21 protein-coding genes are annotated in these 20775 nt (G+C 66.4%); 5 read left to right on the forward strand and 16 right to left on the reverse strand.

Going from position 1 to position 20775, the window contains the following annotated elements:
* Nucleotides 1-203: 203 nt before the first annotated feature.
* From QZM72_RS24740 to QZM72_RS24780, 9 genes are all read right to left on the reverse strand, one after another.
* On the reverse strand, nt 204-1400 hold the full coding sequence (locus tag QZM72_RS24740; protein ID WP_089466859.1) for a pyridoxal phosphate-dependent aminotransferase: 1197 nt from the start codon (nt 1398-1400) through the stop codon (nt 204-206).
* A 70-nt stretch (nt 1401-1470) separates the two neighbouring features.
* The gene (gene nusB, locus QZM72_RS24745; RefSeq protein ID WP_006476662.1) at nt 1471-1908 is read right to left on the reverse strand and encodes a transcription antitermination factor NusB; all 438 of its coding nucleotides are present in this window, start codon (nt 1906-1908) and stop codon (nt 1471-1473) included.
* Complete coding sequence (ribH, locus tag QZM72_RS24750; RefSeq protein ID WP_006476661.1) at nt 1905-2420, reverse strand: 6,7-dimethyl-8-ribityllumazine synthase; 516 nt, start codon at nt 2418-2420, stop codon at nt 1905-1907. Before ribH ends, nusB begins: the two co-directional genes overlap by 4 nt.
* A 53-nt stretch (nt 2421-2473) precedes the next feature.
* Complete coding sequence (gene ribBA / locus QZM72_RS24755; RefSeq protein ID WP_089466860.1) at nt 2474-3616, reverse strand: bifunctional 3,4-dihydroxy-2-butanone-4-phosphate synthase/GTP cyclohydrolase II; 1143 nt, start codon at nt 3614-3616, stop codon at nt 2474-2476.
* Between the two features lie 195 nt (nt 3617-3811).
* Nucleotides 3812-4330: a DUF1993 family protein gene (locus tag QZM72_RS24760; protein ID WP_089466861.1), complete on the reverse strand. Its 519-nt coding sequence runs from the start codon at nt 4328-4330 to the stop codon at nt 3812-3814.
* A 315-nt stretch (nt 4331-4645) separates the two neighbouring features.
* Nucleotides 4646-5275 (reverse strand): riboflavin synthase, encoded by a 630-nt coding sequence (locus tag QZM72_RS24765; RefSeq protein ID WP_089466862.1) that lies wholly within the window; start codon nt 5273-5275, stop codon nt 4646-4648.
* A gap of 14 nt (nt 5276-5289) precedes the next feature.
* Nucleotides 5290-6411 carry a bifunctional diaminohydroxyphosphoribosylaminopyrimidine deaminase/5-amino-6-(5-phosphoribosylamino)uracil reductase RibD gene (gene ribD / locus QZM72_RS24770; protein ID WP_089466863.1) on the reverse strand — a complete coding sequence of 374 codons (1122 nt, stop codon included), beginning with the start codon at nt 6409-6411 and terminating at the stop codon, nt 5290-5292.
* Between the two features lie 15 nt (nt 6412-6426).
* Entirely contained in the window at nt 6427-7710 is a 1284-nt protein-coding gene (gene hemL / locus QZM72_RS24775) for a glutamate-1-semialdehyde 2,1-aminomutase (RefSeq protein WP_089466864.1), read from the reverse strand.
* Between the two features lie 171 nt (nt 7711-7881).
* Nucleotides 7882-8340, reverse strand: coding sequence for a hypothetical protein (locus tag QZM72_RS24780; RefSeq protein WP_089466865.1), 459 nt, complete (start codon nt 8338-8340; stop codon nt 7882-7884).
* Nucleotides 8341-8588: 248 nt separating this feature from the next.
* Here QZM72_RS24780 and QZM72_RS24785 point away from each other — a divergent pair, with 248 nt between their 5' ends.
* Nucleotides 8589-9806 carry a Bcr/CflA family multidrug efflux MFS transporter gene (locus QZM72_RS24785; protein ID WP_089466866.1) on the forward strand — a complete coding sequence of 406 codons (1218 nt, stop codon included), beginning with the start codon at nt 8589-8591 and terminating at the stop codon, nt 9804-9806.
* 60 nt (nt 9807-9866) lie between these two features.
* Here QZM72_RS24785 and QZM72_RS24790 read toward each other — a convergent pair whose 3' ends face one another.
* From QZM72_RS24790 to zwf, 7 genes are all read right to left on the reverse strand, one after another.
* Nucleotides 9867-10295 carry a type VI secretion system amidase immunity protein Tai4 gene (locus QZM72_RS24790; RefSeq protein WP_301739477.1) on the reverse strand — a complete coding sequence of 143 codons (429 nt, stop codon included), beginning with the start codon at nt 10293-10295 and terminating at the stop codon, nt 9867-9869.
* A 103-nt stretch (nt 10296-10398) separates the two neighbouring features.
* Nucleotides 10399-10755, reverse strand: coding sequence for a DUF1493 family protein (locus QZM72_RS24795; RefSeq protein WP_089466868.1), 357 nt, complete (start codon nt 10753-10755; stop codon nt 10399-10401).
* Nucleotides 10755-11186 carry an STM2901 family protein gene (locus tag QZM72_RS24800; RefSeq protein ID WP_301739478.1) on the reverse strand — a complete coding sequence of 144 codons (432 nt, stop codon included), beginning with the start codon at nt 11184-11186 and terminating at the stop codon, nt 10755-10757. Before QZM72_RS24800 ends, QZM72_RS24795 begins: the two co-directional genes overlap by 1 nt.
* Before the next feature lie 15 nt (nt 11187-11201).
* The gene (locus QZM72_RS24805) at nt 11202-11429 is read right to left on the reverse strand and encodes a hypothetical protein (RefSeq protein ID WP_301739479.1); all 228 of its coding nucleotides are present in this window, start codon (nt 11427-11429) and stop codon (nt 11202-11204) included.
* Nucleotides 11430-11744: 315 nt separating this feature from the next.
* The gene (locus tag QZM72_RS24810) at nt 11745-13673 is read right to left on the reverse strand and encodes a bifunctional transcriptional regulator/glucokinase (protein WP_301739480.1); all 1929 of its coding nucleotides are present in this window, start codon (nt 13671-13673) and stop codon (nt 11745-11747) included.
* Nucleotides 13651-14331: a 6-phosphogluconolactonase gene (gene pgl / locus QZM72_RS24815; protein WP_301739481.1), complete on the reverse strand. Its 681-nt coding sequence runs from the start codon at nt 14329-14331 to the stop codon at nt 13651-13653. The genes QZM72_RS24810 and pgl overlap by 23 nt, the downstream gene beginning before the upstream one ends.
* Before the next feature lie 88 nt (nt 14332-14419).
* Nucleotides 14420-15889: a glucose-6-phosphate dehydrogenase gene (gene zwf / locus QZM72_RS24820; RefSeq protein WP_089466873.1), complete on the reverse strand. Its 1470-nt coding sequence runs from the start codon at nt 15887-15889 to the stop codon at nt 14420-14422.
* 431 nt (nt 15890-16320) lie between these two features.
* Here zwf and QZM72_RS24825 point away from each other — a divergent pair, with 431 nt between their 5' ends.
* The 4 genes from QZM72_RS24825 to QZM72_RS24840 all read left to right on the forward strand — a co-directional run bounded on the left by QZM72_RS24825 (nt 16321) and on the right by QZM72_RS24840 (nt 20723).
* Entirely contained in the window at nt 16321-17568 is a 1248-nt protein-coding gene (locus QZM72_RS24825) for an ABC transporter substrate-binding protein (protein ID WP_301739482.1), read from the forward strand.
* Nucleotides 17569-17706: 138 nt separating this feature from the next.
* A complete protein-coding gene (locus tag QZM72_RS24830; RefSeq protein ID WP_011544827.1) occupies nt 17707-18645 on the forward strand; it encodes a carbohydrate ABC transporter permease in 939 nt (312 codons plus the stop codon).
* Entirely contained in the window at nt 18635-19492 is an 858-nt protein-coding gene (locus QZM72_RS24835) for a carbohydrate ABC transporter permease (protein WP_301739483.1), read from the forward strand. Before QZM72_RS24830 ends, QZM72_RS24835 begins: the two co-directional genes overlap by 11 nt.
* Nucleotides 19493-19604: 112 nt before the next feature.
* Entirely contained in the window at nt 19605-20723 is a 1119-nt protein-coding gene (locus QZM72_RS24840) for an ABC transporter ATP-binding protein (protein ID WP_089466876.1), read from the forward strand.
* The last annotated feature ends 52 nt before the right edge of the window (nt 20724-20775 follow it).

The raw sequence follows: 20775 nt of genomic DNA on the forward strand, positions 1-20775 counted from the left end.
GCGACTACGTCTGGTCGCGCTACTCAAAGAAGAACGGCCCGCTCGAAAATTCGAGCGGGCCGTGAAGGCTGTGCCAAAACGCTATGCCGTCCGTGTCCTTAAAAAGAACCTTAACTGAACGGCATTAACCCGAGCGGGTGCTTTTTTTGTGCGCGGCCGCCGTGGGTGGGCCGATGGCCGGCAGAAACCGGCGGCGCGTGGCCTCAGCGCTGTCCGAACAGCGTCGCGAGCCGGTCGACGGCCTCTTCGAGCCGCGAGTACGCGGTCGCATAGGACAGGCGGATATAGTCGCGCGGCGCATGGACACCGAAGTCCATCCCCGGCACCAGCACCACCCCCGCGTCGTGCAGCATCGCCTGTGTGAGCGCGGCGCTGTCGCCAGCCGCCGGGTGGGCGACGCCGCCGCAATGCGCATACACGTAGAACGCGCCGTCCGGCATCACCGGCACCGTAAAGCCGAGCCGTTCGAGCGCCGGTGCGATGAAATCGCGGCGGCGCTTGAACTCGAGCCGGCGTGTTTCGTAGATGTCGAGCGTTGCCGGCTCGAAGCAGGCGAGCGCCGCATGTTGCGCGAGCGCGGACGGGCAGATGAACAGATTCTGCGACAGCTTCTCGAACGCGCCGACGAGCGCCGGCGGCACGACGAGCCAGCCAAGCCGCCAGCCCGTCATGCTGAAATACTTGGAGAAGCTGTTCACGGTGATCACGTCGTCGCCGAACGACAGCGCCGACACGGGCGCGGCGTCGTAGCTGAGCCCCTGGTAAATCTCGTCGACGATCGTGAAGCCGCCGCGGGCGCGCACGGCTTCGACGATCCGCTTCAGCTCGTCCGGTTCGAGCGACGTGCCGGTCGGGTTCGACGGCGACGCGAGCAGCACGCCGCGCGTGCGATCGTTCCAGCGCGTGCGGACGTCGTTTTCGGTGAGCTGGAAGCGCGCGTCCGGGCCGCTCGGCACGAGCACCGGCCGACCTTCGGCCGCCGCGACGAAGTGCCGGTTGCACGGATACGACGGGTCGGGCATCAGCACTTCGTCGTCGCGACCGACCAGCGCGAGGCACGCGAGGAGCAGCGCGGCCGATGCGCCGGCCGTCACGACGATCCGCTCGGGGGCGATCGTGAGGCCGTACGCGTGCGCATAGTGCGCGGCGATCGCCTCGCGCAGCGGCGCGATGCCGAGCGCGCTCGTGTATTGCGTGACGCCGCGGCGCAGCGCGGCCGCGGCGGCCTCGACAACCGGCTCCGGCGCGGTGAAATCCGGCTCGCCGATGCCCATGTGGATAACATCGCGTCCCAAGGACTCGAGCCGCTGTGCCTCCTTCATCAGTTCCATCACGTAGAAGGGCTGGATCGCGTCGACGCGTGCGGCGAGCGTGACGAGCGAATCGGCGGTGGTATTCATCGGCGGGCAGGGCGGAGGGGGAAAAGAATGAAAAACGGGCGCTTGCGCGCCCGTGGACAAACAAACGGCATCAGCCGTTGCGACGCGCCTGCGTTTCGGCGGGGCGCAGCTTCGCGGCCAGCTTGTCGAGCACGCCGTTCACGTACTTGTAGCCGTCGGAGCCGCCGAACGTCTTCGCGAGTTCGACGGCTTCGTTGATGATCACGCGGTACGGCGTTTCGACATGGTGCGTGAGCTCGAACGTCGCGATCAGCAGCACCGCGCGTTCGACCGGCGACAGCTGATCGATCGGACGGTCCAGCGACGGCGCCAGCGCTTCGACGAGCGTCGCATGCTCGCGGATCACGCCGTGCAGGATTGCTTCGAGCAGCTCCTTGTCAGCCTTGTCGTAACCGAGCGCGCCGCGCAGTTGCGCGTCGATCTCGCCGGAGGGCGCGTTCGACAGCAGCCACTGGTACAGGCCCTGCGTCGCCAGCTCGCGCGATTGTCGGCGGGCGCTCTTCTTCATGCGCGCTCCTCTTCGTCGTCTTCGTCTTCCTCTTCGTCCTCGTCGTCGCCGAGTTGGTCGAGCGCCATCGTCAGGTTCGCCATTTCGACGGCGACGCGCGCGGCGTCACGACCCTTTTCGGTCATGCGCGCGACGGCCTGCTCGTCGTTTTCGGTCGTCAGGACCGCGTTCGCGATCGGCAGGTTGAAGTCGAGGCCGATGCGGGTGATGCCCGCGCCGCTCTCGTTCGACACGAGTTCGAAATGATAGGTCTCGCCGCGGATCACCGCGCCGAGCGCGATCAGCGCGTCGAACTGGCCGCTTTCGGCGAGCTTCTGCAGCGCGAGCGGGATTTCCAGCGCGCCGGGCACCGACACGAGCAGCACGTCTTCACCGGTGACGCCGAGGCGTTCCAGTTCCTCGACGCACGCGTCGGCGAGGCCGTTGCACACGGGTTCGTTGAAGCGCGATTGCACGATGCCGATACGCAGGCCGTCGCCTTCGAGATTCGGTTGGTATTGTCCGATTTCCATGATCTGGTCCGTGGTGTGGATGAACGGTTATAGGGCGAAAGCGCCGTGGCGGGTTACGCGTGGGACGCCGGGCAGGACGTGGCTTCGCCGCCGGGCATCGGAATGAAGCCCGTGACTTCGAGGCCGTAGCCGGACATGCTGCCCAGCTTGCGCGGATTCGACAGCACCTGCATCTTGCCGACGCCGACATCGCGCAGGATCTGCGCGCCGATGCCGAACGTCTTGAAATCGACCGGCCGGCGCTTGAGCGCAGCCGCCTTTTCTTCCTCGTCGAACGCCTTGAAGACGTCGATCAGGTGTTCCTTCGTATCGCCGCAGTTGAGCAGCACGATCACGCCGAGGTCGCGTGCCGCGATCTCGCGCATCGCCGCGTCGAGCGTCCACGAGTGGGTCGACACGCCCGTCTCGAGCAGATCGAGCACCGACAGCGGCTCGTGCACGCGCGCCGGCGTATCGACGTCGGGCGACGGCGTGCCGCGCACCAGCGCGATGTGCGGCGAGCCGCTCGGCTGGTCGCGGTACAGCACCGCGCGGAACGTGCCGTGCGCGGTCTGCATCGTGCGCTCGGCGATCCGCTCGATGATCGATTCGGTGCGGCTGCGATACTGGATCAGATCGGCGATCGTGCCGATCTTCAGGTTGTGTTCCTTCGCGAACTCGAGCAGGTCGGGCAGGCGCGCCATCGTGCCGTCGTCCTTGATCACCTCGCAGATCACCGCGGCGGGCGTCAGGCCCGCGAGCGCGGTGAAGTCGCAGCCGGCCTCGGTATGGCCGGCGCGCACGAGCACGCCGCCCGGCTGCGCCATGATCGGGAACACGTGGCCCGGCTGCACGATGTGCTCGGGGCGCACGTCGTGCGCGACCGCCGTGGCGATCGTGTGCGCCCGGTCGGCGGCCGAGATGCCGGTCGTCACGCCTTCGGCCGCTTCGATGCTGACCGTGAACGCGGTGCCGTACTGCGTGCCGTTGCGATAGGTCATCAGCGGCAGGTGAAGCTGCTTGCAGCGTTCCTGCGTCAACGTCAGACAAATCAGGCCGCGGCCGTACTTGGCCATGAAGTTGATCGCTTCCGGCGTGACGAATTCGGCGGCGATCACGAGGTCGCCCTCGTTTTCGCGGTCTTCTTCGTCGACCAGGATCACCATCCGGCCGGCTTTCAGCTCGGCGATGATGTCGAGCGTGGAGGCGAGCGTCATAAGGGGGCGAGAAAGAGGAAAGTGCGTATTTTACGCCAGCCGGACGGCGTTTCGGCTGGCGCGGGCCGCGCGCGGCGGGCAAGCGCTCCGGAAAACGGAGCGGGCGGCCTGCGCGGCAGGCCCGGCGGGCCGCCGCCGCGCGTGGCCGGCACGCGGGTGCGGACGGTTGCGGGCCGGGTCGACCCCGGCCGCGCGTCATGCGTGCTGGTCGCGCCCGCCGAGGTAGTCGAGCTTGCCGAGTTCGACGCCGCTGTGGCGCAGGATGTCGTACGCGGTCGTCACGTGGAAGAAGAAGTTGGGCAGCACGAAATGCAGCAGGTACGACTGGCCGGTGAACTCGATCGGGCCCACGCGCATCTTCAGCACGATCTGGCGCGTCTCGCTGCCGTCGATCTGCGCGGCGTCGAAGCTTTTCAGGTAGTCGATCGTCTTCTGGATGCGCGCGTGCAGTTCGTCGAAGGTCTGCTCGACATCCGGGTAGCTCGGAATCTCGGCGCCGGCGAGCCGCGCGGCGCAGCCCTTGGCCGTGTCGGTCGCGATGTAGACCTGGCGGACGAGCGGCAGCATGTCAGGGTAGAGGCGTGCGCCGACGAATACCGACGGATCGATCTGCTTTTCGGCCGCATGGGCCTGCGCCTTGCCGAGGATGTGCTGCAGGTTGGTGAGGCCGCGGATCAGGACGGGCAGCGAAGCCTGGTACATCGAGATGGACATGGGGACGACTCCTGTGGGATGAGGCGCGGCCGCTACGCGGCGCGTCGTGCGTGGCGGCGTGGAAACCGCTGTCGACGCATCTTAGCGCGACGGCATGACCCGTGCGCGTCGTTGGCCGTTCGTCCAGGTGCCGGCTGGCCGGACGGCCATCGAGCGGACGCGATCGCGCTGCTCTCGCTTCGGATGGCCGGCGACGGGGCGGCACCGCGCGAAACAGAATGGGGGCAACGCCCGGGGGCGCCGCGGCGCGCCGAACAATGCCGGACCGAGCCGTCAGCCATCGTTCCCTATACAGGACAGAATGGAACTGCCCGATCAGTCCTGATGCACGCCCTGCGATGCCGACAACATCCGCTCCACATACCGCGCGATCATGTCGACTTCGAGATTGACCTTGTCGCCGGCCTTCACGTGACGCAGCGTCGTGACCTCGACCGTATGCGGAATCAGGTTGATCGAGAATTCGCAGCCGTCCGCGCGATCGTCGACCGTATTCACGGTCAGGCTCACGCCGTTCACCGTGATCGAGCCCTTGTACGCGAGATAGCGGCCGAGTTCGCGCGGCGCGACGATCCGCAGTTCGTGCGACTCGCCGACCGGCGCGAAGCGCGTGACGGTGCCGAGGCCGTCCACATGGCCCGACACGATATGCCCGCCGAGGCGGTCGTGCGCGCGCAGCGCCTTCTCGAGGTTCACTTCGCCGGGCTGCGCGAGGCCGACCGTCCGGTTCAGGCTTTCGCGCGACACGTCGACGTCGAACGTGGCGGCGGTCTTTTCGATCACCGTCATGCACGCGCCCTGGATCGCGATGCTGTCGCCGAGCGCGACATCGGCCAGGTCGAGCCCACCGGCCTGTACGGTCAGGCGCACGCCGGCATCGGCCGACGTGCCGAGCGGGGCGATCGTTTCGATGCGGCCGATGGCCGCGACAATTCCGGTAAACATCGTGACGATTCCGTTCAGTGAGCGGCGTCGGGCGGCGCGACACGCGCGAGGATCCGCAGGTCGTCGCCGATCCGCTCGATACCGTGGAACGACAGCCGCGTGCGCGCATCGAGGCCGGCCGGCGCGGCGAGATCGAACATGCCGGCCGCGTCGGCGCCCAGCAGGCTCGGCGCGAGATACACCAGCAATTCGTCGACGCAGTGCTCGCGCAGCAGCGAACCGTTCAGCTTGTGGCCGGCCTCGACGTGCAACTCGTTGACGCCGCGCGCGGCGAGCGCCGCCAGCATCGCCGGCAGGTCGACCTTGCCGTGCGCATTCGCGAGCGGCACGATTTCCGCGCCGCGCGACTTCAGCACGTTCGCGCGTAGTTCGCCGGCGGCGTCGAGCCGGCCGCAGAAGATCAGCAACGGCGCGCCTTCGAGCAGCCGCGCGTCGAGCGGCAGGTCGAGGCGGCTGTCCACGAGGATGCGTTGCGGCTGGCGCGGCGTGTCGATGCCGCGCACGGTCAGCAGTGGATTGTCCTCGCGCACGGTGCCGATGCCGGTGAGGATCGCGCAGGCGCGGGCGCGCCATGCGTGCCCGTCGAGGCGCGCGGCTTCACCGGTGATCCACTGGCTTTCGCCCGAGGGCAGCGCGGTGCGGCCGTCGAGCGACGCGGCGGTCTTCATCCGCACCCACGGGCGGCCGCGCGTCATCCGCGACACGAAGCCGATGTTCAGCTCGCCGGCCTCATGCGCGAGCAGCCCGCAGCGCACGTCGATGCCCGCGTCGCGCAGCATTCCGAGGCCGCGGCCCGACACCTGCGGGTTCGGATCTTCCATCGCCGCGACGACCTTGGCCACGCGCGCGTCGATCAGCGCGTTCGCGCACGGCGGCGTGCGGCCGAAATGGCTGCACGGTTCGAGCGTCACGTAGACGGTCGAGCCCGCGACGTCGTTGCCGCGTGCGCGAGCGTCCTTCAGCGCCTGCACTTCCGCGTGGTCCTGGCCGGCCGGCTGCGTGAAGCCTTCGCCGATCACGTCGCCGTCCTTGACGATCACGCAGCCGACGCGCGGATTCGGCGCGGTCGTGTACATGCCGCGCGCGGCGAGCGCGAGCGCGCGCTGCATGTGGGCGAAATCGGTGTCCGAGAACATGCGGGCGGCCCCGGGTCAGGCGGCGAGTGCCGCGAATGCGCGGCGCGCGGCCGCGAGCGTCGCGTCGATCACCGCGTCGTCGTGCGTGCTCGACACGAAGCCGGCTTCGTATGCGGACGGCGCGAAGTACACGCCCTCGTCGAGCATCAGGTGGAAGAAGCGGTTGAAGCGCTCGGTGTCGCTCTTCGTGACTTCCGCGAAGCTCGTCGGCACGCGCTCGGCGAAGTACAGGCCGAACATCGCGCCGATCGAATCGGCCGCGAACGGCACGCCGGCCGCGCGCGCTTCGGCCGCGAGGCCGTCGGCGAGGCGCTTCGTCTGCGCGGCGAGCGCGTCGTAGAAGCCCGGCGCCTGGATCAGTTGCAGCGTCTTCAGGCCCGCGGCGACGGCGATCGGGTTGCCCGACAGCGTGCCGGCCTGATACACGCCGCCGAGCGGCGCGAGGTGGGCCATGATGTCGCGGCGGCCGCCGAACGCGGCGGCCGGCATCCCGCCGCCGATCACCTTGCCGAGGCAGGTGAGGTCGGCCGCGATCCCGTAATACGCCTGCGCGCCGCCGAGCGCGACGCGGAACCCGCACATCACCTCGTCGAAGATCAGCACGGCGCCGTGCTTCGTGCACAGCGCGCGCAGCGCGTTCAGGAATTCGGGCGTGCCGCGCACGAGGTTCATGTTGCCGGCGACCGGCTCGACGATCACCGCGGCGATCTCGTCGCCGAACGCGCCGAACGCTTCTTCCAGCGCGGCGACGTTGTTGTATTCGAGGACGGTCGTGTGCTTCGCGATGTCGGCGGGCACGCCGGCCGACGTCGGGTTGCCGAACGTCAGCAGGCCCGAGCCGGCCTTGACCAGCAGGCTGTCCGCGTGGCCGTGGTAGCAGCCCTCGAACTTCACGATGCGGCTGCGGCCCGTGAAGCCGCGCGCGAGACGCAGCGCGCTCATCGTGGCCTCGGTGCCGCTCGACACCATCCGCACCTGTTCGATCGACGGCACGAGCTTGCAGATTTCCTCGGCGATCTCGATCTCGGCTTCGGTCGGCGCGCCGAACGAGAAGCCGTCGGCGAGCACGTTCTGCACGGCCGACAGCACGTCCGGATGGACGTGGCCGACGATCATCGGGCCCCACGAGCCGATGTAGTCGATGTACTGCTTGCCGTCGGCATCCCAGAAATACGGGCCTTGCGCGCGCGCGACGAAACGCGGCGTGCCGCCGACCGAGCGGAACGCACGCACCGGCGAGTTGACGCCGCCGGGAATGGTCTTCTGGGCGCGTTCGAAGAGGATCTGATTGTTGGACATGAGCGAAACCTGCGAGAGAAGGGCGCGGGGGCCTGTGCACGGGCCGCGGCGCCTGGGCGGAACGATCGTCTGATTGTACCGGAGACACGCGCGGCAGGCCCGCCAGCGCTTGTGCGGCCTTTCGGCGCGTTGGGGAATCGGCCGGGCGGAAAGGCCCCGATTCGACCCGGTTTACGCTGATCGCGGCGGCTTGCGCTTGCCGGTCAGCTCGGCCCAGCGCTTTTCGAGCGGGCCCTCGACCATCGGCTTGATCGACGTGCCGGAACTCTGCGCGTCCCACGTCTGCACCGAGTACGGATGCACGCGCAGCGCGTCGCGCGCGATCACGACGTCCTGATGCGCGTCGACGAGCCAGTCGTACACGAAGTCGATGCACAGCCGGTAGCCGCGCTTGGTCGACGGATCGGGCACCTCGTACGGCGCGCGCGTCACGTAGCCGGAGCCGAACACGCCCTTCGGTTCCTTCGCGACGCGGTGCAGGAACACGCGGTCGCCCGGCAGGATGCCGCGCGCGAAGCCGCAGCCCCACACGTCATGCACGGCCTCGCCGGCCTTCACGCGCGCGGCGACGTCGGGCAGCTCGGGCCATGGCCATTTCTTGGGGCTCCAGATCAGCAGGAAAGCGGTCATCGGTCGGTCGTACGTCGAATAGGTCAGACGAGAGGGGCGGGCAGCAGCAAGCTTAATCGAATCCGCCCGCGGGCTCGTTCGGCGCGCGACGCGCATGGGCGTGTCCCCGGCCGCCGCCGCGTGCGGGCCGAGGCACGCAAAAAAGTTGCGCGTACAATCATGAGCCTGAACGCGCCGCTTGCGGCGCGGCCTGCCGTCTTCACCGCCACGCGCGCCCCGATGCGTGCGGGCACCCATTCCGGATACCCATGTCTCACGTCGTCCGGCGCCGGCCCGATGCCCGGCTGATCCTGTTGCTCGGCGCGCTCGCGGCCTGCGGGCCGATCGCCACCGACATGTACCTGCCGAGCTTGCCGTCGATTGCCGACGGCTTTTCCGTGAGCCCCGGCGCCGCGCAGCGCACGCTGACGAGCTTCATGGCCGGCTTCTCGATCGGCATGCTGCTGTACGGCCCGCTGTCCGACACGTGGGGCCGCCGCCCGGTGCTGCTTGGCGGGATCGCGCTGTTCACGCTCGCGAGCATCGGCTGCTTCGTGTCGGGTTCGATCGACGTGCTGATCGTCGTGCGTTTCCTGCAGGCGCTCGGCGCCGGCGCCGCGTCGGTGCTCGCGCGGGCGATCGCGCGCGACGCGCACGAACCGAGCGACGCGGCGAAGGTGCTGTCGATGGTCGCGATCGTCACCGCGGTCGGGCCGCTGCTCGCGCCGCTGATCGGCGGCCAGATCCTGCGTTTCTCCGGCTGGCGCGGCGTGTTCGTCGTGCTGGCCGTGTTCGGCGCGATCTGCGCGACGACCGCGTATCTGCGCGTGCCCGAAACCTGGCCGAAGGAGCGGCGCAAGAGCGCGGCCGTGCTCGCGTCGTTCGCATCGTACGGGCGCATCCTGTCCGACCCCGTCGCATGGGGGCACATGCTGTGCGGCGGGATGGCGTTCGCGTCGATGTTCTCGTACATCACCGCGACGCCGTTCGTGTACATCGAGTATTTCCACGTGTCGCCGCAGCACTACGGGCTGCTGTTCGGGCTGAACGTCGTCGGGATCATGATCGGCAACTTCGCGAACACGCGGCTCGTCGGCCGCATCGGGTCGCTGCGCATCATCGCGGCCGCGTCGCTCGTGAGCTGCATCGCGTCGCTCGCGGTTGCGCTCGTCGCGCTGACGGGGTGGGGCGGGCTGTGGTCGATCGTCGTGTGCCTGTTCTTCGTCGTCGGCGTGGTCGGGATCCTGTCCGCGAACTGCACGACCGACCTGATGCACCGCTATCCGCACAACGCGGGCGCGTCGGCGGCCGTGTTCGGCGCGATGCAGCTCGCGCTGGGTGCACTCGCGAGTGTCGCGATCGGCGTACTCGCGGACGGCACGCCGTTCGCGATGGGCGTGACGATCGGCATCACCGGCGTGCTGTGCTTCGTCGGGCGCTATCTGGTGCTGCGCTGGCATGGACCGCCCGTGCCGACCGGGGCTTAAGCAGCGCGGCGGAACTGGCGGAGGAGGGCGGTCGACGGGTTTGAACTTCCCACCTCTGCATCACTTTGAACGGTCTGACGAGCGATTGTCGAGTCGATAGCTGCGCTTCGGGTTGATCACGAATCGCCTGACTTCAGTCTCGAGTTCCTGGCTGTGATACAGATCTAGGCATTTTAAAAAATCAAATCTCACGCCCTTGATTTCGGACTCGACGACCGGATTGCGATAGTCGCGTGCAAGAAAACGATTGACCAGTGATTTGCTCGCGTCGGGGTTCCGCTCCAGATCGAAGTCGGTCCAGTCCATCAGCGCACTGGCACTGCTTCCCGCGTCCATCGCAGCGGTCGGTTCATTCCGATAAGCGGTCGCGATGCATTCGGCGAGCACCATGTCCTTGTAGTTCTGCGCGTAGGTTCGGGCGCCGGCTTGCGGCGACGACGTATCCGTGGCGTGGCTGGGTTGTGCCGCGAACATCAGCGCCCAGAACATCACACACCGGAGCAGCGGATTTTGTCTGATGGCAGACTCCAGAGGTATGCACAGATCCAACACATCGCCTAAAAGATGAACCGGTCTATTTGGCGAGGTGCAATCAGCGCGGCAGGCTTTCCAAGCGCTGATTGCTCCACGCTCCATCCAAAATAGCCTGATAGAGCATGCCTAGAGTCAGTGGCACTTTGTCATATTTTTCTCGGCGTTTTCTGGAGAAAGCCATCCGCGCAACTTCAATCAAGCTAAAGCCCTCTCCTGAGAAGTAGCGATTGAATTCAAAATCTCCAACTTGCACTGGAAATTTATCAAAGAAGCGCTCCATAAACTCGACCGCATCATCGCCAGTGATATCCAAATCACCCTCGACGGCATGATCTTTTGTGAGAATTTTTTGGGGACCAACACCGGCCTCCCTTCTCACAAAATCCTCAAACTCGTTCCACGTAAACTGACTCATCAGAACACCTTGTCCTCAGGTTTAACAAGCGCGTTATAGCGCGACACGGAACGAATGCTGATCATCGTGACATCCTTGGCAGCAATGACCCAGCCAACGACAGGAACCGCGCGCCCAACGAAAATCCCAATGTTTCTTACCAGAATGAACTTCAAGCGCTTGACGCTGGCATTGGTCAGCGTTGGGAGGATCTTCTTCTTCAAATCGTAGTCCAGATACTTGCGACTCAATATCGACGCAACGGAAGTACCCGGCGTGGTACCAAAGGGCTTCGCTCGTGTTGGCATCCAATTTTGACCGGCCACAATGGCAACCACTGCTGCCACATCGTCAACACCAAGCTCCTTGCATGTCTCATCGATAAAGACAAGGAAAAACAGCTCCATCGGCGTGCGATCTCGATGTGTACCAAAGGCATAGGTATTGTTCATTATAGTATTCCTCTCTCAGGCTATCGACGAGGCTGAAATCTCGAAGAGAACGATCCCCTGCCTATCGTCCAGGGTGCTGCCGCCCAGCGAAGGCGGGAATTTGATCACTGCTGCTTTGTTCCATCGCTGGATATGGGTGGCAACGTTGTCCCCAATCGTTCGCGCAACTTTCTCCGCGGAATTTATCGGCGCGTAAATGCGCATTGCTGCTGCCCATGCGGCTGAAAAACGTGGTCTAGTCATATCCCTCTCCGCAAGCTGGATGAACGTGATGCCGTCGATGCCAATCGGGGTTCGGTGAGAAACGCGTCGTTTCTCGCGTCGGACCGGGATGGCGGCATCACGCGGAGTGAAGGAAGTTACCGAGCCAGGACAACTGCTGACAATTGGACTTGTTCGAAAATGTGGGGATGTACGAACGTATGACGTCACGTGCCGTCATCGATGCCTGCCGGGCTGATGTGGTTCGCACCGGTGCCGCTGATGCAAAACACCCCGAACGCCGGGCCTGAATCCAGCGTTCGGGGTGTCGTGGATCGACGGTGTTTCGCCGAAGCGTCAGTCCCGCGCGACGTCCTTCGCCGCCGGCGACGCGCCGTGGCTCAACCAGTCGAGCACGTCGGCCGTTTCGTCGTCGCTCGCCCGCGCGCGCGCCTGCGCCACGGCCTCCGGCAATTCGCCGTTGGTCGACGCGCGACGGATCGCGACGCCGACCGCGAGAATGTCGATCATCAGCAGGTGCAGGACCCGCGAGATCATCGACAACTGCGACTCGCGCATCTCGATGTGGTCGGTCTCGAGCGCGACGGTCGCGCGCTTCGCGAGCGGCGTGTTGCTCGACGTGATCGCGATCACCTTCGCGCCGGCCTGCATCGCGACGTCGAGCACGCGCAGCAGCTCGGGCGCGCGTCCCGACTTCGACACCGCGACGATCACGTCGCCCTTGCCGAGCAGCGCGGCCGACGCGGCCTGCATGTACAGGTCGCCGTACGCAATCGTCGGGATTCCGAAGCGGAAGAACTTGTAGTGCGCGTCCTGCGCGACGATGTTCGAGTTGCCGAGCCCGTAGAACTCGATGCGGCGTGCGCCGTTCAGGATCTCGATCGCGTTCTCGACGTGCTCGAAATTCAGGTGTTCGCGCAGCTGCAGGATCGCGGACACCGTGTTGTCGAGCACCTTCGCGCCGAAGTCGGTGGCCGTATCGCCGAGATGCACCTGGCTGTGGCTCATCGGGATCGTGCCGGTGAGGCCGGTCGCGAGCTTCAGCTTGAAATCCGACAGCCCCTGGCACCCGAGCGAGCGGCAGAACCGGATCACGGTCGGCTGGCTCACGTCGGCCTTGCGCGCGATGTCGACGATCGGATCGTTGATGATCGAGCGTGGATGGTTCAGCGCGAGATCGGCCACGCGGCGCTCGGCCGGCGTCAGCGCGTCGCGCATCTGGCGGATCCGCTCGAACACGGCCGACGACGCGCCGCCCGAGCGGTTCGACAACTGCTCCGCGAGAATCGCCGATACGCCGAGGAACGCCGGGTACTCGGCGGTGATCAGGTAGGTCGGGATGTTCTGCAGATAGTGCGTGAAGCGGCCCTTCGCCTCGAAGCGCGCGCGGAACGACGAGCGCGTGAACAGCTCGCCCAGCTTCAGCGCGACGCCGCCGCCGATGTACACGCCGCCGAGCGCGCCGAGCGTGAGCGCGACGCTGCCGGCGAACGCGCCGAGAATCCCGCAGAAGCATTCGACCGTCTCGAGCGCGAGCGCATCGCCCGCATGCGCGCGCTCGACGATCTCGACCGTGTCGACGGATGCGGCCACCCGCTTCTTGTCGCGCGCGGCGAGCGCACGATAGATGATCTCCATGCCGGGGCCCGCGCACACACGCTCGAACGACACGTGCGGAAACTTCTTGCGCGCGTATTGCAGCACGAGATCCTCGCGCTCGTCCTGCGGCGCGAACGAGGCGTGACCGCCTTCGCTGCCGAGCGCGATCCAGCGGTCGTCCGCCGGGATCAGCCCCGACACGCCGAGCCCGGTGCCGGGCCCGAGCAGGCCGATCACGCTGTTCTGGCGGCGCGCGCCGCCGCCCACCTGCACGCGCTGCGCATCGGTCAGACCGGGCAGCGCCATCGCGAGCGCGGTGAAATCGTTGACGACGAGCAGCGTGTCGAAGCCGAGCGCGCGGCGCGTCGCCTCGATCGAGAAGCTCCAGTCGTGGTTGGTCATCGTGACCTGGTCGCCGTCGACCGGGTTCGCGATCGCGATCGCCGCGTGGTTCACGCGGCTGATCTTCACGTCCTTCAGATACTTGCGGATCGCATCGGTGATCGTCGGATAATCGGCGCCGGGATAGACGCGGATCTGCGTGATCTCGCCCGGGCCGGTTTCCAGCGCGAAGCGCGCGTTGGTGCCGCCGACGTCCGCGAGCAGGCGCGGGCCGTCGGCATGCTGACCCGCGACGACCGCCTTACTTTGCGCACCAGTAGACATCGAGCTGGGTCCCCTTGTCGTTGGCCAGTTGGGAAATCGCGTTCTTCTGCAGCGACGCGGCCGCGGCGTCGAGCACGTCGCGTTTGCGGGCGCCCGCGATCAGCAGGAACAGCCGGTCGACGCGCTTCAGCGCATCGAGCGAATAGCTCACGCGCGCATGGGGCGCGGCGCCCGGATGCACGGCGACGAAGCGCTCGGACGTCGTGATCGCGTGGTCCCATTCGGGCGCGTCGGCGAAGATCGACGCGGTGTGGCCGTCCTCGCCCATGCCGAGCACGGCGACGGTCGGCACGCGGTAGTCGGCGTTCGCATTGAGCGCGGCGACGTGCGCGTCGAGCGACACACGCGTGTCGACGAGCGGCAGGAAGCGGGCAGGGGCCGCCGCGTGCCGCAGCAGCGTGTCGCGCACGAGTTGCGCGTTGCTGGCCGCGTCGTCGTCCGGCACCCAGCGGTCGTCGACCAGTGTGACGTCGACGCCGGCCCAGTCGAGCGCCGCGTGCGACAGCGTGTGCAGGAACGGGCGCGGGCTGGTGCCGCCGGACACCGCGAGCATCGGGCGCGCGGGGCCCGCGAGCGCCGCGCGCAGCGCATCGCCGACGGCGCGCGCGAGCGCTTCGCTTTGCGCTTCCTGGGTGTCGAAAGCGTGGATCTCGATCACATCTCCTCCGGACTGCTTTGTCTGTTCAAATCGTACGAATCGTGGAGCACGTTGCCGCGTACGGTGACGTACGCCGCAACGGTTTGCATCAGTTTTCTTCTTCGAGCCAGCAGGTGTCGTGCTGCGCGAGCATCGCGCTCGACGCGGCCGGTCCCCACGTGCCCGCCGCGTAAGGCTTCGGCGGCTTCAGCGTGCGCGCCCATTCGTTCAGGATCGGCTCGACCCACTGCCATGCGGCTTCCTGTTCGTCGCGACGCACGAACAGGGCGAGCCGGCCGTTGATCACGTCGAGCAGCAGGCGCTGGTACGCCTCCATCTGCCCTTCCTTGAAGAACTGGTCGAACGCGAGGTCGAGGTGCACGCTCGCGAGGTTCATCCCTTCGCCCGGCTGCTTCGCGAGGCAGTACAGGCGGATCGTCTCGTTCGGCTGCAGCCGGATCACGAGGCGGTTCGCGCCGGCGCGCAGCGCGGAGGCCCCGAGCGCCGAGTGCGGCACCGGGCGGAAGTTGACGACGATTTCCGCGACGCGGTCGGCGAGACGCTTGCCGGTGCGCAGGAAGAACGGCACGCCCGCCCAGCGCCAGTTCTCGATCTCGACCTTCAGCGCGACGAAGGTTTCGGTCTGGCTGTCGGGCTTCACGCCCGGCTCGGTCGCGTAGGCGGGCACCTGCGCGCCCTTGATCACGCCCGCATGATACTGGCCGCGCACGGCCACCTTGCCGATGTCGCGCGGGTCGACCGGCTTCAGCGCGCGCAGCACGCGCAGCTTCTCGTCGCGCACCGAGTCGGAATCCATCGAGTGCGGCGGCTCCATCGCGACGATCGACAGCAGCTGCAGCAGGTGGTTCTGCACCATGTCGCGCAGCGCGCCCGTATTGTCGTAGAAGTCGCCGCGCGCCTCGACGCCGAGCTCCTCGGCGATCGTGATCTGGATGCTCTCGACCCATTCGCGGCGCCACAGCGGCTCGAACAGCGCATTGCCGAAGCGCAGCGCGAGCAGGTTCTGTACCGGCTCCTTGCCGAGGTAGTGGTCGATCCGGTAGATCTGGCCTTCCGCGAAGATCTCGCCGACCGCGTCGTTGATCGCGTTCGACGATTTCAGGTCGTAGCCGAGCGGCTTCTCGAGCACGATGCGCGCGCCTTCGTTCAGGCCGACCGACGCGAGCGCCTTGCAGATCGGCACGAACAGCGACGGGCCCGTCGCGAGATAGAACACGCGGATGCCGGGCAGCGATGCAACCGCGTCGCGCAGCACGACGTAATCCTCCGCGCGGCCGAGATCGAGCTTCACGTACTCGATGCGGTCGAGAAACGACTTCCATGCCGCGTCGTCGAACGCGTTGCCGGCCGCCTTCGCCGCATGCGGCTTCACGTGCGTGTCGACCCATTCGAGATAGGCCGCCCGATCCGATTCGTGTCGCGCCACGGCGACGATCCGGCCGCTCGCCGCCAGCATGTTCGCGCGGTGCGCTTCGAACAGCGCGGGCAGGATCTTGCGCATCGACAAATCGCCGGTGCCGCCGAAAAGTACGAAGGTAAAGCTGGAATCGGTATGCATGTGTCTCCGCCGTGTTGGGGGTGCCCGGAAGCGATCCGTAGTGCGATAAAAATATTTTTGACACTGAATTGTAGTTTAACTACAATCCGCCGCAAGGGGTAGCACCTGGGTGAAGAAAAAAAGAAGCGCGGTCGACGAGCTGCGCGAGCTTCGCCTTCGGGAGCGCCTTGTGCCGAATGTTATCGGACATTGGCGGTGCGCATCGTCCGCGCGCCGTCGGCCCCGGGCTCGCGTCGCATCATCGCGGCGGGCCAGAAACACAAAGAGGAGACACGCCGTTGAATCTCGATTCACGCTTTCTGTAAGAGCCCGGCCGGTCATCGGCCCCGTACGCTGCATGCGTCCCGCGGCTCGATTTCCCCGTCGTTATCAAGAAGCCGGTTCCCGGTGAGGGAACCTCACGAGTTGATTCAGTCTGGAGGAGATAAGTAATGAAAGTTCGCTCGATCATGGGCGCGCTCTGCGCCGCAGGTCTGATGGCTGGCGCCGTGGCGGCGCAGGCAGCCGAGAACGTAACCGTGCTGCACTGGTGGACCTCGGGCGGCGAGTCGAAGGCCGTCGGCGTGCTGAAGGACGACCTGCAGAAGCAGGGCTACGTGTGGAAGGACTTCGCGGTCGCGGGCGGCGCCGGCGCCGCGGCGATGACCGCGCTGAAGACCAAGGTGATCAGCGGCGACGCACCGTCGGCCGCGCAGATCAAGGGCCCGCTGATCCAGGACTGGGCCGACCAGGGCGTGCTCGTCAACATCGATTCCGTCGCAGGCGACTGGAAGCAGAACCTGCCGCCGGAAATCGACAAGATCATCAAGTACAAGGGCCACACCGTCGCCGCGCCGTTCTCGGTGCACCGCGTCAACTGGCTGTACATCAACAAGGCCGCGCTCGACAAGGTCGGCGCGAAGGTGCCGACCACCTGGCCCGAATTCTTCGCGGTGGCCGACAAGCTGAAGGCCGCGGGCATCCAGCCGGTCGCGATGGGCGGCCAGCCGTGGCAGGACCTGACGCTGTGGGAAGACGTGGTGCTGTCCCAAGGCCCGGCGTTCTACAAGAAGGCGCTGGTCGACCTCGACCAGGCGACGCTGACGTCGCCGCAGATGCTGTCGGTGTTCGACACGGTGCGCAAGATCCAGGGCTACTTCGACACCGGTCGTAACGGCCGCGACTGGAACCTCGCGACCGCGATGGTCATCAACGGCAAGGCCGGCATGCAGTTCATGGGCGACTGGGCGAAGGGCGAGTTCGAGAACGCCGGCAAGAAGTCGGGCAAGGACTACATCTGCGCGCCGGTGCCGGGCACCGCGAACGCATACACGTTCAACGTCGACTCGTTCGTGTTCTTCCAGCAGAAGGGCGAGAAGAACGCGACGCCGGGCCAGCTCGCGCTCGCGAAGACGATCATGACGCCGGACTTCCAGGAGCAGTTCAGCCTGCTGAAGGGCTCGATCCCGGTGCGCCTCGGCGTGAAGATGGACAAGTTCGACGACTGCGCGAAGAAGTCGTACGCCGACGAGCAGGTCGCGATCAAGTCGGGCGGCTACGTGCCGTCGCTCGCGCACGGGATGGCGCAGAACGACGCGACCGCCGGCGCGATCACGGACGTCGTGACGAAGTTCATGAACTCGCAGCAGGATTCGAAGAGCGCGGTCGCCGCGCTCGCGAAGGCCGCGAAGGTCAAGTAACGCGCGCCAGGCGCCCGGCCGGAAACGCTTCATCGGCCGGGCGTTTTTGCATGTGCAGCAAACGGGCTCGCCCGCGGGCCCGTGCCGTACCCGGCGCCGGCCCGGCCTGCGCCGCCCTCGTTCCAGGAGTCGAATCAAGTGGCTGCCCCTCTTAGCGGAAACGGATCCGGCGCTGCCGCCGCACGGCGTACGTCGCCGATGTCGGCCTTCGCCGATCGCTGGATCCCGAAGCTCGTGCTCGCGCCGAGCGTCGCGATCGCCGTGGTGTTCATCTACGGCTTCATCCTGATTACCGGCTATCTGTCGCTGACCCGCTCGCGGCTGTTGCCCAACTACGAATTCGACGGCTTCGGCCGTTACACGGACCTGTTCCAGAACGACGTGTGGTGGACCTCCGCCGCGAACCTCGGCTGGTTCGGGATTCCGTTCATCGCGATCTGCGTCGGGCTCGGCCTGTTCCTCGCGATCCTGCTCGACCAGCGGATCCGCAACGAAGGCGCGCTGCGCGCGATCTTCCTGTACCCGATGGCGCTGTCGTTCATCGTGACCGGGACCGCATGGCAGTGGATCCTGAACCCGGGCCTCGGCCTCGAGAAGGTGATGCACGACTGGGGCTGGACGAGCTTCTCGTTCGGCTGGCTCGACGATCCGGACAAGGCGATCTTCTGCGTGGTGATCGCGGCCGTGTGGCAGTCGACCGGCTTCGTGATGGCGCTGTTCCTCGCGGGGCTGCGCGGTGTCGACGGCGAGATTTTCAAGGCCGCGCAGGTCGACGGCGCGACGCTGCCCACCATCTACCGCAAGATCGTGATCCCGAGCATGCGCCCGGTGTTCTTCTCGGTGCTGCTGATCCTCTGCCACATCACGATCAAGACCTTCGACCTCGTCGTCGCGCTGACGGCGGGCGGCCCGGGCACGTCGTCGTCGCTGCCGGCCATGTTCATGTACACGTTTTCGTTCAACCGCGGCCAGCTCGGGCTCGGCGCGGCGTCCTCGGTGATGATGCTCGCGACCGTGGTCGCGGTGCTGGTGCCGCTGATGTATATGGAATCGAGGAGCACCCGCAATGCAGCCTAAGATGACGATCAGCCGGGCAGTGATCTATGCGGCACTGATCCTGTTCGCGCTGTATTTCCTGTTCCCGATCTACGTGATGCTGTCGACGTCGTTCAAGGATCTCGACCAGCTGCGCACCGGCAACCTGCTGACGCCGCCGACGCACTGGACCGTCGATCCGTGGATCAAGGCATGGAGCGGCGCCTGTACCGGCGTGCGCTGCGACGGGATGAAGCCGTTCTTCCTGAACTCTCTGCAGATGGTGATTCCCGCCGTGCTGATCTCGTCGCTGATCGGCGCGTTCAACGGCTACGTGCTCACGCACTGGCGCTTTCGCGGCGCGGACGCGCTGTTCACGATGATGCTGGTCGGCTGCTTCATCCCGTTCCAGGTGATCCTGCTGCCGATGGCGCGCCTGCAGGGGATGCTCGGCCTCGCGAACACGATTCCGGGCCTCGTGTTCGTGCACGTCGTGTACGGGATCGCGTTCACGACGATGTTCTTCCGCAACTTCTACGTGAGCGTGCCGGCCGAACTCGTGAAGGCCGCGCGCATCGACGGCGCCGGCTTCTTCACGATCTTCACGAAGATCCTGCTGCCGGTGTCGCTGCCGATCTTCATGGTGTGCCTGATCTGGCAATTCACGCAGATCTGGAACGACTTCCTGTTCGGGATCGTGTTCTCCGGCGTCGACTCGATGCCGATCACGGTCGCGCTGAACAACCTCGTCAACACGTCGACGGGCGTGAAGGAATACAACGTCGACATGGCCGGCGCGATCATCGCCGCGCTGCCGACGCTGCTCGTCTACATCGTCGCCGGCCGCTACTTCGTGCGCGGGCTGACGGCGGGCGCGGTGAAGGGGTAGGCGCGGCTTTATCCGATACGACGAACCGGCCGCGCACCACGCGCGGCGCATCGAAACGAACCCGACGCGGCGCCCGAGTGCGCCGCGCGAGACGAGACAGAGGATTCACAGCATGGCAAGCCTTTCCATCCGTGACGTGTACAAGACCTACCCGAACGGGGTGCCGGTCCTGAAGGGTGTCGACATCGAGATCGAGGACGGACAGTTTCTGATCCTGGTCGGCGGCTCGGGCTGCGGGAAATCGACGCTGCTCAACATGATCGCCGGGCTCGAGACCGTCACGAGCGGCGAGATCTGCATCGACGGCAAGGTCGTCAACGACCTGTCGCCGAAGGATCGCGACATCGCGATGGTGTTCCAGTCGTACGCGCTGTATCCGTCGATGACGGTGCGCGAGAACATCTCGTTCGGGCTGAACATCCGCAAGGTGCCGAAGAGCGAGCAGCAGCAGATCGTCGACCGCGTGGCGTCGATGCTGCAGATCCAGCACCTGCTCGACCGCAAGCCGGGCCAGCTGTCGGGCGGCCAGCGCCAGCGCGTCGCGATGGGCCGCGCGCTCGCGCGCGATCCGTCGCTGTTCCTGTTCGACGAGCCGCTGTCGAACCTCGACGCGAAGCTGCGCATCGAGATGCGCGCGGAAATCAAGCTGCTGCACCAGCGTCTCGGCACGACGATCGTCTACGTGACGCACGACCAGATCGAGGCGATGACGCTCGGCGATCGCATTGCGGTGATGAAGGACGGCGTGGTCCAGCAGTTCGGCGCGCCGCAGGACATTTACGATTCGCCGTCGAACCTGTTCGTCGCGGGCTTCATCGGCGCGCCGCCGATGAATTTCATCAACGGCAAGCTGGTGGAGCAGGGCGGCGGGATCGCGCTCGAGATCGACACGGGCCTCGCGCGCAGCGCGCTGATCCTGCCGTTCGACGCGGCGAAGCTGAAGTCGCACGTCGGCCGCGAGGTGATCCTCGGCCTGCGTCCGGAGCGCATCACCGACGCGCGCAACGCACATCACGGCGAGGCGTCGAAGCTGCAGCCGATCGACGTGCGTGTCGACGTGACGGAGCCGACCGGCCCGGACACGCACGTGTTCGCGCAGGTGAACGGCAAACGGATCGTGAGCCGCGTGCATCCGGCCGCGAACCCGCAGCCGGGGCAGACGCAATCGCTGCTGTTCGACGTGTCGAAGGCCGTGCTGTTCGATCCGGCGTCGGAAGAGCGGATCGCGTGACGCGACGCTTGGGTGAATGAAAGACGAAGGGGCCGTTTCGATGAGCGGCCCC

The organism is Burkholderia sp. AU45388 (genome assembly GCF_030481585.1).
In the GTDB taxonomy this organism is placed as follows: Bacteria; Pseudomonadota; Gammaproteobacteria; order Burkholderiales; family Burkholderiaceae; genus Burkholderia; species Burkholderia sola.

What these genes read in the sequence shown, in the direction of transcription:
- ribBA (WP_089466860.1), bottom strand. Translation starts at nt 3,616, where the DNA reads ATGACGCTCGCCTCCACGCTCGACATCATCGCCGAGCTGAAAGCCGGC.
- ribH (WP_006476661.1), bottom strand. Translation starts at nt 2,420, where the DNA reads ATGGAAATCGGACAATACCAACCGAATCTCGAAGGCGACGGCCTGCGT.
- QZM72_RS24780 (WP_089466865.1), bottom strand. Translation starts at nt 8,340, where the DNA reads ATGACCGCTTTCCTGCTGATCTGGAGCCCCAAGAAATGGCCATGGCCC.
- QZM72_RS24825 (WP_301739482.1), top strand. Translation starts at nt 16,321, where the DNA reads ATGAAAGTTCGCTCGATCATGGGCGCGCTCTGCGCCGCAGGTCTGATG.
- QZM72_RS24840 (WP_089466876.1), top strand. Translation starts at nt 19,605, where the DNA reads ATGGCAAGCCTTTCCATCCGTGACGTGTACAAGACCTACCCGAACGGG.
- QZM72_RS24785 (WP_089466866.1), top strand. Translation starts at nt 8,589, where the DNA reads ATGTCTCACGTCGTCCGGCGCCGGCCCGATGCCCGGCTGATCCTGTTG.
- QZM72_RS24835 (WP_301739483.1), top strand. Translation starts at nt 18,635, where the DNA reads ATGCAGCCTAAGATGACGATCAGCCGGGCAGTGATCTATGCGGCACTG.
- QZM72_RS24740 (WP_089466859.1), bottom strand. Translation starts at nt 1,400, where the DNA reads ATGAATACCACCGCCGATTCGCTCGTCACGCTCGCCGCACGCGTCGAC.
- QZM72_RS24800 (WP_301739478.1), bottom strand. Translation starts at nt 11,186, where the DNA reads ATGAACAATACCTATGCCTTTGGTACACATCGAGATCGCACGCCGATG.
- hemL (WP_089466864.1), bottom strand. Translation starts at nt 7,710, where the DNA reads ATGTCCAACAATCAGATCCTCTTCGAACGCGCCCAGAAGACCATTCCC.
- ribD (WP_089466863.1), bottom strand. Translation starts at nt 6,411, where the DNA reads ATGTTCTCGGACACCGATTTCGCCCACATGCAGCGCGCGCTCGCGCTC.
- QZM72_RS24805 (WP_301739479.1), bottom strand. Translation starts at nt 11,429, where the DNA reads ATGACTAGACCACGTTTTTCAGCCGCATGGGCAGCAGCAATGCGCATT.
- QZM72_RS24795 (WP_089466868.1), bottom strand. Translation starts at nt 10,755, where the DNA reads ATGAGTCAGTTTACGTGGAACGAGTTTGAGGATTTTGTGAGAAGGGAG.
- nusB (WP_006476662.1), bottom strand. Translation starts at nt 1,908, where the DNA reads ATGAAGAAGAGCGCCCGCCGACAATCGCGCGAGCTGGCGACGCAGGGC.
- QZM72_RS24790 (WP_301739477.1), bottom strand. Translation starts at nt 10,295, where the DNA reads ATGTTCTGGGCGCTGATGTTCGCGGCACAACCCAGCCACGCCACGGAT.
- QZM72_RS24765 (WP_089466862.1), bottom strand. Translation starts at nt 5,275, where the DNA reads ATGTTTACCGGAATTGTCGCGGCCATCGGCCGCATCGAAACGATCGCC.
- zwf (WP_089466873.1), bottom strand. Translation starts at nt 15,889, where the DNA reads ATGCATACCGATTCCAGCTTTACCTTCGTACTTTTCGGCGGCACCGGC.
- QZM72_RS24810 (WP_301739480.1), bottom strand. Translation starts at nt 13,673, where the DNA reads ATGTCTACTGGTGCGCAAAGTAAGGCGGTCGTCGCGGGTCAGCATGCC.
- QZM72_RS24760 (WP_089466861.1), bottom strand. Translation starts at nt 4,330, where the DNA reads ATGTCCATCTCGATGTACCAGGCTTCGCTGCCCGTCCTGATCCGCGGC.